20 protein-coding genes are annotated in these 15664 nt (G+C 63.0%); 16 read left to right on the top strand and 4 right to left on the bottom strand.

The features are described from left to right. Positions 1-23 precede the first annotated feature (23 nt). The 7 genes from AC1RRE_RS12890 to AC1RRE_RS12860 all read left to right on the top strand — a co-directional run bounded on the left by AC1RRE_RS12890 (position 24) and on the right by AC1RRE_RS12860 (position 7860). Positions 24-731, top strand: coding sequence for a transglutaminase-like domain-containing protein (locus AC1RRE_RS12890; protein ID WP_492981588.1), 708 nt, complete (start codon positions 24-26; stop codon positions 729-731). 10 nt (positions 732-741) lie between these two features. Further along, positions 742-2205: an IMP dehydrogenase gene (gene guaB, locus AC1RRE_RS12885; protein ID WP_492981587.1), complete on the top strand. Its 1464-nt coding sequence runs from the start codon at positions 742-744 to the stop codon at positions 2203-2205. Positions 2206-2212: 7 nt separating this feature from the next. Next, positions 2213-3493 (top strand): RsmB/NOP family class I SAM-dependent RNA methyltransferase, encoded by a 1281-nt coding sequence (locus AC1RRE_RS12880; RefSeq protein ID WP_492981586.1) that lies wholly within the window; start codon positions 2213-2215, stop codon positions 3491-3493. Between the two features lie 36 nt (positions 3494-3529). Next, positions 3530-4006, top strand: a complete 477-nt coding sequence (locus tag AC1RRE_RS12875) for a tetratricopeptide repeat protein (RefSeq protein ID WP_492981585.1) — start codon at positions 3530-3532, stop codon at positions 4004-4006. Positions 4007-4111: 105 nt separating this feature from the next. Next, a complete protein-coding gene (locus tag AC1RRE_RS12870; RefSeq protein ID WP_492981584.1) occupies positions 4112-4609 on the top strand; it encodes a tetratricopeptide repeat protein in 498 nt (165 codons plus the stop codon). Between the two features lie 52 nt (positions 4610-4661). Then, positions 4662-6221 (top strand): glutamine-hydrolyzing GMP synthase, encoded by a 1560-nt coding sequence (gene guaA / locus AC1RRE_RS12865; protein ID WP_492981583.1) that lies wholly within the window; start codon positions 4662-4664, stop codon positions 6219-6221. Positions 6222-6231: 10 nt separating this feature from the next. Beyond that, entirely contained in the window at positions 6232-7860 is a 1629-nt protein-coding gene (locus AC1RRE_RS12860; protein WP_492981582.1) for an ABC-F family ATP-binding cassette domain-containing protein, read from the top strand. 37 nt (positions 7861-7897) lie between these two features. Here AC1RRE_RS12860 and AC1RRE_RS12855 read toward each other — a convergent pair whose 3' ends face one another. Beyond that, positions 7898-8368, bottom strand: a complete 471-nt coding sequence (locus AC1RRE_RS12855; RefSeq protein WP_492981581.1) for a VOC family protein — start codon at positions 8366-8368, stop codon at positions 7898-7900. 173 nt (positions 8369-8541) lie between these two features. Between AC1RRE_RS12855 and purT the strand changes: the two genes are divergently transcribed. Next, on the top strand, positions 8542-9726 hold the full coding sequence (gene purT / locus AC1RRE_RS12850) for a formate-dependent phosphoribosylglycinamide formyltransferase (RefSeq protein WP_492981580.1): 1185 nt from the start codon (positions 8542-8544) through the stop codon (positions 9724-9726). Positions 9727-9737: 11 nt separating this feature from the next. After that, on the top strand, positions 9738-10136 hold the full coding sequence (locus AC1RRE_RS12845) for a RidA family protein (RefSeq protein ID WP_492981579.1): 399 nt from the start codon (positions 9738-9740) through the stop codon (positions 10134-10136). 3 nt (positions 10137-10139) lie between these two features. Here AC1RRE_RS12845 and AC1RRE_RS12840 read toward each other — a convergent pair whose 3' ends face one another. Then, complete coding sequence (locus AC1RRE_RS12840; protein WP_492981578.1) at positions 10140-10598, bottom strand: anthrone oxygenase family protein; 459 nt, start codon at positions 10596-10598, stop codon at positions 10140-10142. Continuing rightward, positions 10595-11131 carry a GNAT family N-acetyltransferase gene (locus tag AC1RRE_RS12835; RefSeq protein ID WP_492981577.1) on the bottom strand — a complete coding sequence of 179 codons (537 nt, stop codon included), beginning with the start codon at positions 11129-11131 and terminating at the stop codon, positions 10595-10597. The genes AC1RRE_RS12840 and AC1RRE_RS12835 overlap by 4 nt, the downstream gene beginning before the upstream one ends. Before the next feature lie 80 nt (positions 11132-11211). Between AC1RRE_RS12835 and AC1RRE_RS12830 the strand changes: the two genes are divergently transcribed. Next, a complete protein-coding gene (locus tag AC1RRE_RS12830; protein ID WP_492981576.1) occupies positions 11212-11844 on the top strand; it encodes a PadR family transcriptional regulator in 633 nt (210 codons plus the stop codon). Between the two features lie 6 nt (positions 11845-11850). On the opposite strand, the gene AC1RRE_RS12825 is transcribed toward AC1RRE_RS12830, so the two are convergent. After that, positions 11851-12630, bottom strand: a complete 780-nt coding sequence (locus AC1RRE_RS12825) for a potassium channel family protein (RefSeq protein ID WP_492981575.1) — start codon at positions 12628-12630, stop codon at positions 11851-11853. Between the two features lie 136 nt (positions 12631-12766). On the opposite strand from AC1RRE_RS12825, the gene AC1RRE_RS12820 reads away from it, so the two are divergent. From AC1RRE_RS12820 to AC1RRE_RS12795, 6 genes are all read left to right on the top strand, one after another. After that, complete coding sequence (locus tag AC1RRE_RS12820) at positions 12767-13105, top strand: ArsR/SmtB family transcription factor (protein ID WP_492981574.1); 339 nt, start codon at positions 12767-12769, stop codon at positions 13103-13105. Continuing rightward, complete coding sequence (locus AC1RRE_RS12815) at positions 13102-13599, top strand: SRPBCC family protein (protein WP_492981573.1); 498 nt, start codon at positions 13102-13104, stop codon at positions 13597-13599. The genes AC1RRE_RS12820 and AC1RRE_RS12815 overlap by 4 nt, the downstream gene beginning before the upstream one ends. 29 nt (positions 13600-13628) lie before the next feature. Then, positions 13629-14162, top strand: a complete 534-nt coding sequence (locus tag AC1RRE_RS12810; RefSeq protein ID WP_492981572.1) for an SRPBCC family protein — start codon at positions 13629-13631, stop codon at positions 14160-14162. A 10-nt stretch (positions 14163-14172) separates the two neighbouring features. Continuing rightward, on the top strand, positions 14173-14670 hold the full coding sequence (locus tag AC1RRE_RS12805; RefSeq protein WP_492981571.1) for an SRPBCC family protein: 498 nt from the start codon (positions 14173-14175) through the stop codon (positions 14668-14670). A 133-nt stretch (positions 14671-14803) separates the two neighbouring features. Continuing rightward, positions 14804-15244, top strand: coding sequence for a MaoC family dehydratase (locus AC1RRE_RS12800; RefSeq protein ID WP_492981570.1), 441 nt, complete (start codon positions 14804-14806; stop codon positions 15242-15244). Positions 15245-15277: 33 nt separating this feature from the next. Next, entirely contained in the window at positions 15278-15631 is a 354-nt protein-coding gene (locus AC1RRE_RS12795) for an ArsC family reductase (protein ID WP_492981569.1), read from the top strand. Positions 15632-15664: the final 33 nt, after the last annotated feature.

Below are 15664 nucleotides of genomic sequence, written 5' to 3'. Positions count from 1 at the left end.
CCCAATCAGGAGCCGCCTTGCGAATGACCGCGCCGGACCAGTCCGAGCCCGCGGTGGACCCGGCATACCTTGCCGCCACCCCCTACATCGACAGCGATCATGCGGCCGTGCGCGCCTTGGCGCGCGAAGCGGTAGGGGAAGAGACGGATGCCAAGTCCAAGGCGATCCGGCTGTATTACGCGGTACGCGACCGCTTCACCTACGACCCCTACCGTGTCGAAGTCAGCCATGACGGCATGCGCGCCTCCGGCGTGATCGAGCGCGGCTATGGCTTCTGCGTCAACAAGGCGATCCTGCTGGCGGCGGCGGCCCGCGCCGAGGGCATTCCCGCGCGGCTGGGCCTGGCCGATGTGAAGAACCATCTGGCCACCGAACGCCTGCGCGCCCAGATGGGCACCGATATCTTCTATTACCACGGCTATACCGAGCTGTTTCTGGGCGGTAAGTGGGTGAAGGCGACGCCGGCCTTCAACCTGGCGCTTTGCGAGAAATTCCGCGTGCTGCCGCTGGAATTCGATGGCGAAAGCGATTCCGTCTTCCATCCCTTCGACGCCGACAACCGCCGCCATATGGAATATGTGGCCGAGCGCGGTAGTTATGCCGACATGCCGTTTACCGAGTGGCGCGACGCCATGCTGACCCATTACCCCGACCTGATGCGCGAAGACCGCGCAGCTGGTGACTTCGCCGCCGAAGCCGCCGCCGAAACACAGAATAAAAAACAGAGTTAAGGAGCCCCAGATGCAGTTCCGTGAAGCCTATACCTTCGATGACGTGTTGCTGGAGCCGGCCGCATCCAGCGTGCTGCCCACCGAGGTGGACACCCGCACGCGGCTGACCCGCGACATCGAACTGGGCATTCCGCTGCTCTCGGCGGCGATGGACACCGTCACCGAAAGCAAGATGGCCATCGCCATGGCGCAGGCCGGCGGCATGGGCGTGATCCACAAGAACCTGACCATCGAGGAGCAGGCCCGCGAAGTCACCGCCGTGAAGAAGTTCGAGTCCGGCATGGTGGTCAATCCGCTGACCATCCGCCCGAACGAGACCCTGGCCGACGCGCTGGCGCTGATGGAGCGTTACGGCATCCACGGCATTCCGGTGACCGAGACCCATGGCGGCAAGCTGGTCGGCATCCTGACCAACCGCGATGTGCGCTTCGCCAGCAACATGCAGCAGCCGGTGCATGAGCTGATGACCAAGAGCCCGCTGATCACGGTGCGCGAAGGCGTGTCGAGCGGCGAGGCCAAGAAGCTGCTGCACCAGCATCGCATCGAGAAGCTGCTGGTGGTGGACGAGGACTATCGCTGCGTCGGCCTGATCACGGTGAAGGATATCGAAAAGGCCCGCCTGCATCCCAACGCCGTGAAAGACGACCATGGCCGTCTGCGCTGCGCCGCCGCCGTTTCCACCGGGTCCGATGGCCTGGAGCGCGCCCAGGAACTGATGAACAGCGGCGTCGATGTCATCATCGTCGATACCGCGCATGGCCATTCCAGCCGCGTGCTGGAGACCATCATGGCGATCAAGAAGGTGTCGAACCGCACCCAGGTGATCGGCGGTAACGTCGCCACCGTGGATGGCACCAAGGCGCTGATCGATGCCGGCGTGGATGCCGTGAAGGTCGGCATCGGCCCGGGCTCGATCTGCACCACGCGCATCGTCGCCGGCGTCGGCGTGCCGCAGCTCACCGCTGTTGTCGATGCGGTGTCGGTGGCAAGCAAGGCCGGCGTGCCGATCATCGCCGATGGCGGCATCAAGTTTTCGGGCGACGTGGCCAAGGCGATTGCTGCCGGTGCCAGCGCCTGCATGATCGGGTCGCTGCTGGCCGGCACCGATGAAGCGCCGGGCGAGGTGTTCCTCTATCAGGGCCGCTCGTACAAATCCTATCGCGGCATGGGCTCGATCGGCGCCATGGGACGCGGCTCGGCCGACCGCTATTTCCAGCAGGAAGTGAACGACAAGCTGAAGCTGGTGCCCGAGGGCATCGAGGGCCGCGTCGCCTATAAGGGCCAGGCCGGCGCCATCCTGCACCAGCTGGTCGGCGGCCTGCGCGCCGCCATGGGCTACACCGGCAACGGCACGCTGGAGGCCATGCGCACCAACTGCCGCTTTGTCCGCATCACCTCGGCCGGTCTGCGCGAGAGCCATGTCCATGACGTGGCGATTACCCGCGAAGCACCCAACTACCGGCAGGAGAGCTGAGGCTCACATGACACCTGCGGCGCGGCTCGCCGCCAGCATCGAGATCATCAGCGAAATCCTGGAGCGCGCCGCTGCCGCCGACCGTGTGGTCACCGACTGGCAGCGGCGCAGCCGTTTTGCCGGATCGAAAGATCGTCGCGCGGTTTCCGAAACCGTGTATGCCGTGTTGCGCGAGCAGGGCATGCGGCGCTGGCGCATCGAACAGGCCGGTGCGGAGCTGACTCCGCGCCTGCTGGTCTTCGCCGATGCGGCGACGCCGCTCCATGTGTGGAAAGAACTTTGTGCCGCGGGTGGCTATGGCCCGCCGCCGCTGGACGAAGCCGAGAGCGCCGCGCTGTCGAAGCTGCCGTCTGATGAGGATGCGCCGCTCTGGGCGCGGGCCAACCTGCCGCCGGCGATTGCCGAGATGGTGCAGGCCAGCTTCGGTGCGGATACCGAGATGGAACTGGCGGCCCTGAACGGCCGCGCGCCGCTTGATCTGCGCGTCAACCTGCTGAAGAGCAATCGCGAAGTGGTGCTGGAACAGCTGCGTGCCGATGGCGTGGCCGCGGCCGCCACGCCGCTGTCGCCGTTGGGCATCCGTATCCCTGAGCGCGTGCGCCTGGATATGAATTCTTTATATCGCGACGGCCTGATCGAGCCGCAGGACGAGGCGGCCCAGCTTGCCGGCTTGCTGGTGGATGCGCGCGCTGACGAAACAGTGATCGACCTCTGTGCCGGCGCCGGCGGCAAGACGCTGCTGCTGTCTGCCTGCATGCGTAACCAGGGCGAGGTGCATGCCGCCGATAACGACCAGCGCCGGCTGGAGCGGCTGTCGCCGCGGCTGGATCGCGCTGGTGCCCGTAACATTGTCGTGCACGACGCCGATGCATTGCCGCAACTGTTGCAGACCTATGAAGGCCGCGCGGATCGCGTGCTGCTGGATGTTCCGTGTTCAGGCAGCGGCACCTGGCGGCGTAACCCGGAGGGGCGGTGGCGTTACGATCCGGCCAGTCTGGACGAGGTGTTACGGCGGCAGCGCGGCCTGCTGACCGATGGCGCAAAACTGGTGCGGCCGGGCGGACGTCTGGTCTATGCGACCTGTTCCATCCTTCCCGCGGAAAACGACGAACAGGCCGACTGGTTTGTAAAGCATCACGTGGAGTTTACGCCTTTGCCTCTGGCCGAAGCATGGCCGTCGGGTATAACCGAACAGCGTATATGTTCCGGGGATCGGTTGCGTCTGACCCCCTACCGGCACGGTACCGACGGCTTCTTCGCCGCCGCCTTCCGGAAGAGGGCAGCATGACTGGCCCGGAGCATCACATTCACGAGGAGCCTGCCTATGTCTCGTCTCATGACTATTGCTCTGTCCATGGCCGCCGCGCTGCTGATCGCCGGCTCGACCCTGCCGGCTGTTGCTGCGGGCAGCGATCCGCCGAAAGCCGCACCGGTCGATCCGAATTTCACCGAGGGCCGCAAGGCGATCGACGCCAAGGATTGGGCCAAGGCCATTCCGCTGTTCGAGCTGGTGGTGGCCAAGGACGACAAGAATGCCGATGCCTACAACTGGCTCGGTTATGCCTCGCGCAACCAGGGCAACTACGATCAGGCCTTCGCCTATTACGGCAAGGCACTGGCTGTGGATTCCCGTCATCGCGGTGCACACGAGTATATCGGCGAGGCCTATCTGAAGGTGAACCAGCCCGAGAAGGCGGAAGAGCACCTCAAGCGTCTCGACAGCCTGTGCACCTTCGGCTGCGGCGAGTATACCGAGCTGAAGAAGAAGATAGCCGAGTACAAGGCTTCCAAGCCGAGCTGACCGACGTCACGTTTTATCCGGACGGGGCCGCCCCGACCCTTACGGGAGGGTGGCCCCGAACGGCCCGGACAGGATATACTGGCCGCTCCAGCAAGGAGCTCTGCCATGGGTAATCCGGGTCGCGTTTTCCCCCGTCTTTTCCGCATTCTTTCTGTTGCCGCGCTGCTGGCCATGCCGGCCGCATCCATCTTCGCGATGGGCAACAACGATCCCGGCTCTGGCATGCCCAAGGCCGCCGATCCTGATTTTGCCGAAGGCAAAAAGGCCATCGACGCCAAGAACTGGAGCGCCGCCATCGAGCTGTTCCAGAAGGTCGTGATCAAGAACGACAAGAATGCCGATGCCTTCAACTGGCTCGGCTATGCGCAGCGCAACCAGGGCAATTACGACCAGGCCTTCGCCGCCTATGCGAAAGCGCTGGAGATCGACCCCAAGCATCGCGGCGCGCACGAGTATGTCGGCGAAGCCTATCTGAAAGTGAACCAGCCGGAGAAGGCCGAGGAGCATCTCAAGCGCCTCGACAGTCTGTGCACCTTCGGCTGCGCCGAATTGACGGAACTGAAAACCAAGATCGCGGCCTACAAGGCCAGCAAGCCGAGCTGACGCTGTCGCGCCAGCCGGTACCACAACAAAGCAGAGGAGTTCGGTAAGGCCGATGGCGGAGCGCATTCTTATTATCGATTTCGGGTCGCAGGTGACCCAGCTGATCGCCCGGCGTGTTCGTGAGGCGGGTGTCTATTGCGAGATCGTTCCGTTCCAGAAGGCGGATAAGTGCCTGGACCTCGTGAACGAGCATGGCACGCTGAAAGGCATCATCTTTTCCGGCGGCCCGGCTTCGACCACCGAGGAATTTTCGCCGCGTGCGCCCGAAGGCGCCTTCAAGCTCGGTCTGCCGATCTTCGGCATCTGCTACGGCGAGCAGACCATCTGCATGCAGCTCGGTGGCCAGGTCGAAACCGGCCATCATCGCGAGTTCGGCCGTGCCTTCCTCGAGATCAAGGATGACTGCGACCTGTTCGACGGCGTCTGGGCCAAGGGACAGAAGCACCAGGTCTGGATGAGCCATGGTGACAAGATCACCGAGATCCCGACCGGGTTCCGCGCCGTCGGTGTCAGCGACGGCTCGCCGTTCGCCGCCATCGCCGATGACGTGCGCAAGATTTACGCCGTGCAGTTCCATCCCGAAGTGATGCACACGCTGGATGGCGCCAGGCTGCTGCACAACTTCGTGCGCAAGGTGGCGGGCTGCAGCGGCGAATGGACCATGAAGGGCTTCCGCAATGAAGCCATCGCCAAGATTCGCGAACAGGTGGGCAAGGGGCGGGTGATCTGCGGCCTGTCTGGCGGCGTCGACAGTTCGGTCGCCGCCGTGCTGATCCACGAGGCCATCGGTGACCAGCTGACCTGCGTCTTTGTCGATCACGGCCTGCTGCGCAAGGGCGAGGCTGAAGAGGTGGTGCGGCTGTTCCGCGACCATTACAACATCCCGCTGATTCATAACGACGCGTCTGACCTGTTCCTGGGCAAGCTGGCCGGCATCAGCGATCCGGAAACCAAGCGCAAGACCATCGGCGGACTCTTCATTGACGTGTTCGAGGCCGAGGCCAAGAAGATCGGCGGCGCGCAGTTCCTCGCCCAGGGCACGCTGTATCCGGACGTGATCGAGAGCATCAGCTTCTCTGGCGGCCCCAGCGTCACCATCAAGTCGCATCACAATGTCGGCGGCCTGCCGGCCCGCATGAACATGCAACTGGTCGAACCGCTGCGCGAACTGTTTAAGGACGAAGTCCGCATGCTGGGCCGCGAGCTCGGCCTGCCGGAAAGCCTGGTCGGCCGTCATCCCTTCCCGGGACCGGGCCTGGCCATCCGTATTCCGGGCGATATCACCAAGGAAAAGCTCGATCTGCTGCGCGAGGTGGATGCTGTCTATCTCGACGAAATCCGCAAGTCTGGGCTGTATGACCAGATCTGGCAGGCTTTCGCCGTGCTGCTGCCGGTGCGTACCGTTGGCGTGATGGGCGATGGCCGTACCTATGATCAGGCCTGCGCGCTGCGTGCGGTCACTTCGACCGACGGCATGACGGCGGATTACTTCCCGTTCCCGCATGATTTCCTCGGCCGCGTCGCCACCCGCATCATCAATGAGGTGCGCGGCATCAACCGCGTGACCTACGACATCACCTCGAAGCCGCCCGGCACGATCGAGTGGGAGTAACACGGGCGTCATGATTCGTCTCGATAACGTCAGTAAGCAGCACGGCCATCAGATTCTGTTCATCGACGCGTCGATGGGCCTCCAGAAGGGGGAGAAGGCGGGGCTTGTCGGGCCGAACGGCGCCGGCAAGTCGACCCTGTTCCGGATGATCGTCGGCGAAGAACGCCCCGACGATGGCCAGGTGGCCATCGATAGCGGCATGACGATTGGCTACTTCAACCAGGATGTCGGCGAGATGTCCGGTCAGAGTGCTGTCGCGGCCGTGATGGATGGCGTCGGACCGGTGAGTGCGCTGGCCGCCGAAATGGCCCAGCTCGAGGCCGCGATGGTCGATCCGGACCAGGCCGACAACATGGAAGCCAATATCGAGCGTTATGGCGAGGTGCAGGCCCGCTTCCAGGAACTGGATGGCTATGCGCTGGAGGCCAAGGCGCGCGAGGTGCTCGCGGGCCTGAGCTTCAGCCAGGAGCGGATGGACGGCGACGTCGGCCTGTTGTCTGGCGGCTGGAAGATGCGCGTGGCGCTGGCCCGTATCCTGCTGATGCGGCCCGATGGCATGCTGCTCGACGAACCGAGCAACCATCTCGACCTTGAAAGCCTGATCTGGTTGGAGGCCTTCCTCAAGAATTATGACGGTGCGCTGCTGATGACCTCGCATGATCGCGAGTTCATGAACCGCATTGTCGGCAAGATCGTCGAGATCGACGGCGGTTCGCTTACCACCTATTCAGGCAATTACGATTTCTACGACCAGCAGCGCGCGCTGAACGAGAAGCATCGCCAGGCGCAGTTCGAGCGTCAGCAGGCAATGCTGGCCAAGGAGATCAAGTTCATCGAGCGCTTCAAGGCGCGCGCCTCGCATGCCGCCCAGGTGCAGAGCCGGGTGAAGAAGCTGGACAAGATCGAAAAGATCGAGCCGCCGCGGCGGCGCCAGGTAGTCCAGTTTGAATTCCGGTCCCCGCCGCGCTCGGGCGAAGACGTGGCGAACTTCAAGGACGTTCATAAGGCCTATGGCAGCCTCTCGATCTACACGGGGCTGGATTTCCAGGTGCGCCGCAAGGAGCGCTGGTGCATCCTGGGCGCCAACGGCGCAGGCAAATCGACGCTACTGAAGCTGATCGCCGGCGATGCCAAACCGGACCAGGGCACGGTGAACCTCGGCAGCAGCGTGAAGATGGGCTATTTCGCCCAGCATTCGATGGACCTGCTGGACGGTGACGATACGATTTTCGAAACGCTCGACAAGGCATTCCCGCAGGCCGGACAACCGGCGCTGCGCACGCTGGCTGGTTGCTTTGGCTTCTCTGGCGATGATATCGAGAAGACCTGCCGCGTGCTGTCTGGCGGTGAGAAGGCGCGTCTGGTCATGGCTTTGATGCTGTACGATCCGCCGAACTTCCTGGTACTCGACGAGCCGACCAACCATCTCGATATGGCGACCAAAGAAATGCTGGTCGCGGCGCTGGCGGACTTCGAGGGCACGATGCTGTTCGTGTCGCATGACCGCCACTTCCTCGCAGCGCTTTCAAACCGCGTGCTGGAACTGACGCCCGAAGGTGTTCATCAGTTCACCGGTGGCTATACCGAATATGTGACGCGGACAGGCCAGGAAGCGCCGGGTCTGCATCCGGGCGGTTGATAAGGCGTATTGGGATGGGCGGCCACACCCGGTGCGCCTAGCCCTTCGCCGCCGCTTCCAGTCCGGCGAGATCCAGCTTCACTATCTTGAGCATCGCCTCGGACACGCGTTTCGCCTTGGCGCGGTCCGGGTCCATCGTTAGCTCCATCAGCCGCTTGGGCGCGATCTGCCAGCACAGGCCCCAGCGGTCGCGCAGCCAGCCGCATTGTTCGATCTGGCCATCCTTGCCCAGCGCGTCCCACAGGTGGTCGATCTCGGCCTGGCTGTCGCATTCCACCATGATCGAAATGCTGTGATTGAACGGATCGAGTTTCCCGGCCTCGAAGGCCATGTAGCGCTGGTCACCCAGTGTGAAGCCCATGATCTTCACGCTGCCGCCCGGCCCACTGGGCGAGTCAGCTGCAAGTGCGGTGTCCCAGTCGAGTGACGAGCCCGGAATCAGCGAGACGTAGAATTTCACCGCCGCTTCCATGTCCTTCTCGAACCAGAGGCTCTGGGTCACTTTCATGCTGCGGTCCTCCCGTTTCTGTTCATCCTACAGAACGCCTGACGCCACGAAAGGTGTCCCGGATTCGCCGCCATCTGGGCTGTGGATAACAGCGTCGTCCGGGGCCGGGAAGCTGGCCGGTCTGCGCCCCGGCGTTGTAGGATCGCGGACCGCTTAACTGAGAAGAATCGACCATGGCTGCCACCAAGAAAATCCTGCTGCTGGGCTCGGGCGAGCTTGGCCGTGAATTCGTCATTTCCGCAAAAAGGCTCGGCGCCCATGTCGTCGCCTGCGACGCCTATGCCGGCGCGCCGGCCATGCAGGTTGCCGATGAGTTCGAAGTCTTCTCCATGCTGGATGGCGCCGCGTTGGGCGCCACCATCGAGAAGCACAAGCCCGACTTCATCGTGCCGGAAGTGGAAGCCATCCGCACCGAGGTGCTGAAGGATTTCGAGGATCGCGGCTTCAATGTCGTGCCCTCGGCGCGTGCGACCCAGATGACCATGAACCGCGACCGCATCCGCGATGTCGCCGCCAACGAGCTCGGCCTGCCGACCTCGAAATTCCTCTATGCCGAGAGTCTGGAGGAGATGCGCGAGGCTGTGGCGAAGGTCGGCATTCCCTGCGTCGTCAAGCCGGTGATGTCGTCTTCGGGCAAGGGCCAGAGCACAGTGAAGGCGCAGGCCGATGTTGATAAGGCCTGGGACTATGCCGTGGCCGGCATGCGCGGCGACCGCAAGCGCGTGATCGTCGAGGCTTTCATCGATTTCGACTATGAGATCACGCTGCTCACCATCCGCACCCGCGACGGCGTGATTTTCTGCCCGCCGATCGGGCATCGGCAGGAACGCGGCGACTACCAGGAAAGCTGGCAGCCGACGCCGATGTCGGACAAGGCAGTCACAGAAGCCCAGCGCCAGGCCAAGGCCGTGGTCGATAATCTTGGCGGCTATGGCATCTTCGGCGTCGAGTTCTTTGTGAAGAATGACGAGGTCATCTTCTCCGAGCTGTCGCCGCGGCCGCACGACACCGGCATGGTGACCATGATCTCGCAGAATCTGACCCAGTTCGACCTGCATGCGCGCGCCATCCTCGGCCTGCCGATCCCGTCGATCACGCAGTATGGCCCCAGCGCCTCGGCGGTGATCCTGGCCGACCGTGACTCAACCGAATTCACCGTCGATGGTCTTGCCGATGCTCTGCAGTCGCCGGCGCCGGGTGCAGTGGATGTCGACCTGCGCATCTTCAACAAGCCCACGACGCGGCCCTATCGCCGCATGGGCGTGGCTTTGGCGCGGGTGAAAACCGGCGATAGCGACAAGGCCCGCGAGGTCGCGCGTGCGGCGGCGGCCAAGGTGAAGATCAGCTATCAAAAGTAACGGAGAGCCCCATGACCATCGACCGCAGCAATCCTGCCAGCCTGGCCAAGCCGACCGGTTACACGCATGTCACCGTGGTGTCTGCCGGCCGGCAGGTGCATATCTCGGGTCAGGTCGCGCTGGATGCAGCGGGCAATCTGGTGGGCAAGGGCGATCTCGGGGCGCAGACCGAACAGGTCTTCGCCAATCTGAAGGCGGCGCTGGCCTCGGTCGGTGCGGATTTCTCCAAGGTCTTCAAGATGGTCACCTATGTGGTCGACCTGACGCCGGACAAGCTGCCCGCCGTGCGTGGCGCGCGCGGCAAGGTGCTGGGCGATGGCCCGTATCCGGCCAGCACGCTGGTCGGTGTCACCGCGCTGGTCAATCCGGATTTCCTGATCGAAATCGAAGTGATTGCCGCCCTCGACTGAGGCTCACAGCGTCAGCAGCACGGCCGCAATCAGGCAGGCATAAGCCGCGATCGCAAGCGCCGTGCGGATCGTATGCTGCGTGGCCCAGCGGTCCCGCACGGTCGCCCAGTCGGCCGGAATTGTGGTGGCAGCCCAACCCTGGACGGCACGGTTGAGCGGCAGCTGCAGCCACACGGTCAGCAGGATGTCGAGCGCCAGCAGCGCTGTGGCGGCAGCGCTCAGCCACATCGCTTGATCTTCGAAGGTCAGCAGCGTGCAGGCCAGCACCAGTGCCAGATTGGCCAGACCCAGAACCGGCATCACCTTGCCGAAGCTCTTGTCCCGCATCTGGTGCAGGGCCGCATACTGGCTGGCCATGAGGTCGCTGATCCTGTGGTCATGGATCAGGGTGGAGGCATAGATGCCGGCAACGATGCCCATCAGCAGCAGGGACGGGCCGAGCAGTATGATTGTCATGCTCATCGCCCCAGATCCAGCTCATAGGCGATGATGGCAACGTCGCCCGCATCCTGGCCTGTCGCCAGCATTTCGGCGGCCCGCAGATCATAGTCCGGCCGCCGGCAGAAGCCGATCTGCTCATAGATATGACAGGCCGCCTGCATGAAAGAGGCGGTATGAATGCCAATCATCTTTCGCTGAATCTTACGGGCATTCGTAATACATGCTTCGGCCAGGTACCGGCCGACGCCACGACCGCGCGCGGCTGGCAGCACGGCAAGGCGTCGGAAACCGGCCCAATCACTGGGTAGCCCCAGTCCCTCGGCGCTAGCGTCGGGAAAGAAAGTCACGGTGCCTGCCATGCGGCCATCAAGCTCGGCAACCATGGTTTCACCATCGTTCCAATGCGTGGCGAGGTTTCTGAGATCATTGATATAGGCATCGAAGATCGGACGGGGTGCGATACCTCGGTATTGCGTGAAGGCGGCTTTGACGATGTCGGCGATATCGGGGATTTCGTTTTTCGTGGCTAGGCGGATGGATATGGATGGCAACATGAACTGATTCTCTCATTTACTCTCAATAGGAGTATAAAATACTCTCGACAGGAGTATGTCAATTCACCTATTGTTGAAGCATGGCGGCCGCCCGGGCTCTCACCACTACGTCTTTTGCGATTCTCGGCCTGCTCGCCCTGCGGTCTTGGGCGACCTACGAGCTGGCCAAGCAGATTCGCGTCAGCTTCAGCCATTTTTGGCCGCGAGCAGAGAGCAATCTCTATGCCGAGCCCAAACGGCTGGTGGGCGGCGGCTATGCTGCTGTACGTCACGAAAAGACCGGCAAACGCCAGCGGACGATCTATGCGATCACGCCGAAGGGACGGCGTGCGCTGCGGGATTGGTTGTCGCAGCCTGACGGTAGCCTGTATCTGGAAGCGGAGGCCTTGCTCAAGGTCCTCTTCGCCGACCAGGGATCGAAGGCGGACCTGTTGGCTACCATTCATGCGATCGGCAAGACGGCTGAGCAGAAGATGATGGTCTTGCAGCAGCTGGCGCAGGCCTATCGTGACGGTGAAGGTCCCTTCCCGGATCGCCTGCCCGTGAATGCCGTGGCGATCGGGCTGATCTGGCAGCATCTTGAGGTCACGGTTGCATGGGCGGGACGCATGACAAAGGCGGTGAAAGGCTGGCGAGGCGTGGGTCCGCACGAAACGCCGCCCTGGCCGCCGGGCATCTTCAGCTTCCGGCCAAGGTCTGGTGCAGCGGGCTAACGCGGCTCAGACCGCGCCTTCATCCGGGATCGGCAGCACGCGGCCGCAATGCTTGCAGTGCACGGCATCCATGTCGTGGATCTGCAGCGCGCAGTCCGGGCATTCGAACCGCACCTTGTGCGGCCGGAAGATCGCCTGCAGCAGGCGCAGGAACAGGCTGACGCCGACGATCATGATCAGCACCGCCAGCAGCCGGCCGCCCGGTCCCACCAGCGTGATGTCGCCAAAGCCCGTGGTGGTCAGTGTCGTGATGGTGAAGTACAGCGCATCGATATAGGTCTTGATGCCGCTGTTGATGTTGTGCTGCGACACATAGACGAAGGACGTGACGATGAAGATGAACACGGCCAGCGTCAGGCTGCGCTGGATCACGTCTTCATAGAGCCGGAAGCGCAGCGAGTGGGCCCGCAGGTCCTTCAGCAGGCGATAGGAGCGCAGCAGGCGCAGCGCGCGGAAGACGCGCAGGAAGGCGAGATTCTCCAGCAGCACCGGCAGGAAGAGGGAGGCAATCACGGCGATGTCGGTCGCGGTGGCAAAGCTCAGCAGGTATTTGCGGCGCTCGTTCTCGGCATAGAGCCGCGCCAGCAGTTCGATGGTCAGCAGCGCGCCCAGCGTGAAGTCGAGCGGCATGCGCCAGGCCGGCTCGACGACGGAAGCTTCAACAATGAAAACGGCAATGGTCAGGATGTCGAAGCCGACCAGCCCGTAACGGAAGTTGCGCGCCAGGCGGCTGTCGCCGAAATAGAGCGCCCGGAGCCGATCGCGGAAGGTATTGGGACGGGTCACGGGGCTTCCTCTGGTATGGCTATGCCGCCGATCTGGCGCATCGCTCTGAATTCAATGGACAATTTTCCCGGTTGACGCAAGCGGGGGAATTTCGTATTAAACCGTCAGGTTATTTAACTGAATGGTTTAATTCACCATGACCGCTGACCATCTTAGCACAACGCTCGCCGCTCTCGCCGATCCCACCCGGCGCGCCATCCTGGCCCGTCTGGCGCTGGGCGAGGCGAGCGTGGGCGAGTTGGCCGAGCCTTTCGAGATGAGCATGCCGGCAGTCTCCAAGCATCTGAAGGTGCTGGAGCGCGCCGGCTTGATCAGCAGGGGACGGGAAGCCCAGTGGCGCCCCTGCAAGCTGGAAGCCGGTCCGCTGCGCGATGTTGCCGGCTGGCTGGAGGAATACCGCAAGTTCTGGGATGCCAGCCTCGACCGGCTGGATGCCTATCTGACCGCGATGCAGACAGAGGAGGACGGCAAATGACCGCAACCGTCACATCAGCAACTGCCGCCACCGACCGCGAGATCGTCATCACCCGCCTGATCAATGCGCCCCGCGACCGCGTCTTCCGCGCCTGGGTGGATGCCGGGCAGCTTGCGCAGTGGTGGGGGCCGCATGGTTTCACCAATCCGGTCTGCAGCATCGAGCCGCGCGTCGGCGGCGCGCTCCGCATCGTCATGCGCTCGCCCCAGGGCACCGAGCATCCGCTGAAGGGTGAAATCCGCGAGATCGTCGAGAACGAGCATCTGGTCTACACCATGATGATCGACAACAGCACCGGCGCCTGGGACGAGTTTCGCGTGCCCAACGCCGTGCATGCCATCCGCTTCGAGGATGCACCTGATAACAAGACCAAGCTGACCGTGGTCACCCGGCTGTCTACCGTGGCCGACCGCGAATTCATGGACAAGAACGGCCATCGCGAGGGCTTCACCCAAAGCCTCGAACGCCTGGAAACCGTCGTCATGCGTACCTGATCCCACCCTCAGAACAGAAAGACATCCCCATGTTGAAGATCCTTGCCATCGTGGCGGGCGTGCTGGTGCTCGTCCTCGCCGTCCTCCTGATCTATGCCGCCACCAAGCCGGACGAGTTCCGCGTCACCCGCAGCACCAGCATCAAGGCGCCCCCGGAGAAGATCGCGCCCTACATCAATGACCTGCGCCGCCATATCGAATGGTCGCCCTGGGAAAAGATGGATCCCGGCATGACCCGCAGCTACAGCGGCTCGCCGGCCGGGGTGGGCCAGCATTACGACTGGGACAGCAAGAAGGAGGTGGGCGCCGGCAGCCTGCATATCACCGACATCACGGCGGCCCAGACCAAGATGAACCTCGACTTTACCCGACCGTTCAAGAGCAACAACTTCGTTGTCTTCACCTTCGAGCCGAAGGGCGACGCCACCGAGGTCACCTGGGCGATGCATGGCATCACTCCCTATTGGGCCAAGATCATGCATGTGTTCGTGGATGCGGAAAAGATGTGCGGCGATGCCTTCAACCAGGGCCTTGCCGACCTGAAAATCCTGGCTGAAAAGTAAGAGGCCGATCATGACTTATGACGATTTTACCATCACCCGCGTCTTCAATGCGCCGCGCCAGCTGGTCTGGGATGCGCATACCAGGGAAGAGCACCTGAAGCACTGGTGGGGCCCGGCGGGGTCTGATGTCACCGTGTGCAGCATCGACCTGCGTGTGGGCGGCGTGTTCCATTACGGCCTGAAGATGCCGGGCGGCTTCCAGATCTGGGGCCGCTGGATATTCCGCGAGATCGAAGCGCCCGCAAAGCTGGTGGTGCTGACCAGCTTTGCCGACGCGCAGGGCAATATCGCGCAGCATCCCTGGAGCGCCGAGTGGCCGAAAGAGATGCTGAGTACCTTCACCTTCGATGAAGAGCCCGGCGGCAAGACCCGGTTGACCGTGCGCTGGGCGCCGCATGAAGCGACGCCCACCGGCCACAAGGCTTTCCAGGACGGCAAGGACAGCATGCAGCAGGGCTGGACCGGCACGCTGGAACGCCTTGAATCCTACCTGCCTCAGGCGAAGTAAACGTCTCCCCGGACGGCAGATGGCGGCGACTCGCGAGTCGCCGCCATTATTTTTTTGCCAGGTTCATTTTGTGGAGTAGCCGGACCCGCCGGTCCGCTTCCATAATCCTGCCAGACAGGGAGGACTGCGAAGAATGGACAAGCTGTATTTCGAGGATCTGAGCGTCGGCCAGCGCTTCGTCAGCCCCGGCCATGCTTTGGACGAGGCCCAGATCAAGGCCTTCGCGCGCGATTTCGATCCGCAGCCTTTTCATCTCGACAACGAGGCGGCGAAAGACACCATCTTTGGCGGACTGGCCGGCAGCGGCTGGCATACAGCGGCGCTCACCATGAAGCTGCTGGTGCAATGCACGCCGCTGGCCGGCGGCATTCTGGGTGCGGGCGGCGAGATCAGCTGGCCGCAGCCGACCCGTCCGGGCGACGTGCTGCGGGTCGAGGCCGAGATCATCGAAATCTTCCCGTCCAGGCGTCCCGACCGCGGTTCGATCAAGATGCGCATCGAAACGAAGAACCAGCGCGACGAAATCCTGCAAACCTTTGCCGTGCGCGTTGTGGTGCCAGTCCGTCCTGCATGATAATGGGGCGTAACCCATTACAGGACGAGTCCCGTGGCGATCACCATCTACGGCATCAAGAACTGCGACACCATGAAGAAGGCGCGTACCTGGCTCGACAGCCGCGGCGTTGCCTATGACTTCCACGACTACAAGGTGGAAGGCATCGACCGCGCCACGCTGGAAGGCTGGTGCGCGACGCTGGGCTGGGAAACCGTGCTCAACCGCGCCGGCACGACGTTTCGCAAGCTGCCAGACAAGGATCGCGAGGGCCTGACCGAAAAGAAGGCTGTCGCGCTGATGGTGGCGCAGCCTTCGATGATCAAGCGCCCGATCCTCGCCCTGGGGCGCGGCAAATTGCTGGCCGGCTTCAAGCCGGACGCTTACGTGGCCGCGCTGAAGGCCTGACCCCTCTTGCCATTCGGCATCCGTCCCCTAACT

This window comes from Ferrovibrio sp. GW821-FHT12D07, from assembly GCF_058807275.1.
Note: the sequence above shows the minus strand (reverse complement) of the source record. Positions and strands in the feature narration are given on the sequence as shown.

Coding starts and splice junctions, on each gene's coding strand:
- AC1RRE_RS12820 (WP_492981574.1), top strand. CDS start 12,767: ATGACCGCTGACCATCTTAGCACAACGCTCGCCGCTCTCGCCGATCCC.
- guaA (WP_492981583.1), top strand. CDS start 4,662: ATGGCGGAGCGCATTCTTATTATCGATTTCGGGTCGCAGGTGACCCAG.
- AC1RRE_RS12860 (WP_492981582.1), top strand. CDS start 6,232: ATGATTCGTCTCGATAACGTCAGTAAGCAGCACGGCCATCAGATTCTG.
- AC1RRE_RS12815 (WP_492981573.1), top strand. CDS start 13,102: ATGACCGCAACCGTCACATCAGCAACTGCCGCCACCGACCGCGAGATC.
- AC1RRE_RS12805 (WP_492981571.1), top strand. CDS start 14,173: ATGACTTATGACGATTTTACCATCACCCGCGTCTTCAATGCGCCGCGC.
- AC1RRE_RS12830 (WP_492981576.1), top strand. CDS start 11,212: ATGGCGGCCGCCCGGGCTCTCACCACTACGTCTTTTGCGATTCTCGGC.
- AC1RRE_RS12870 (WP_492981584.1), top strand. CDS start 4,112: ATGGGTAATCCGGGTCGCGTTTTCCCCCGTCTTTTCCGCATTCTTTCT.
- AC1RRE_RS12855 (WP_492981581.1), bottom strand. CDS start 8,368: ATGAAAGTGACCCAGAGCCTCTGGTTCGAGAAGGACATGGAAGCGGCG.
- AC1RRE_RS12890 (WP_492981588.1), top strand. CDS start 24: ATGACCGCGCCGGACCAGTCCGAGCCCGCGGTGGACCCGGCATACCTT.
- AC1RRE_RS12835 (WP_492981577.1), bottom strand. CDS start 11,131: ATGTTGCCATCCATATCCATCCGCCTAGCCACGAAAAACGAAATCCCC.
- AC1RRE_RS12875 (WP_492981585.1), top strand. CDS start 3,530: ATGTCTCGTCTCATGACTATTGCTCTGTCCATGGCCGCCGCGCTGCTG.
- AC1RRE_RS12800 (WP_492981570.1), top strand. CDS start 14,804: ATGGACAAGCTGTATTTCGAGGATCTGAGCGTCGGCCAGCGCTTCGTC.
- purT (WP_492981580.1), top strand. CDS start 8,542: ATGGCTGCCACCAAGAAAATCCTGCTGCTGGGCTCGGGCGAGCTTGGC.
- AC1RRE_RS12810 (WP_492981572.1), top strand. CDS start 13,629: ATGTTGAAGATCCTTGCCATCGTGGCGGGCGTGCTGGTGCTCGTCCTC.
- AC1RRE_RS12840 (WP_492981578.1), bottom strand. CDS start 10,598: ATGAGCATGACAATCATACTGCTCGGCCCGTCCCTGCTGCTGATGGGC.
- AC1RRE_RS12845 (WP_492981579.1), top strand. CDS start 9,738: ATGACCATCGACCGCAGCAATCCTGCCAGCCTGGCCAAGCCGACCGGT.
- guaB (WP_492981587.1), top strand. CDS start 742: ATGCAGTTCCGTGAAGCCTATACCTTCGATGACGTGTTGCTGGAGCCG.
- AC1RRE_RS12880 (WP_492981586.1), top strand. CDS start 2,213: ATGACACCTGCGGCGCGGCTCGCCGCCAGCATCGAGATCATCAGCGAA.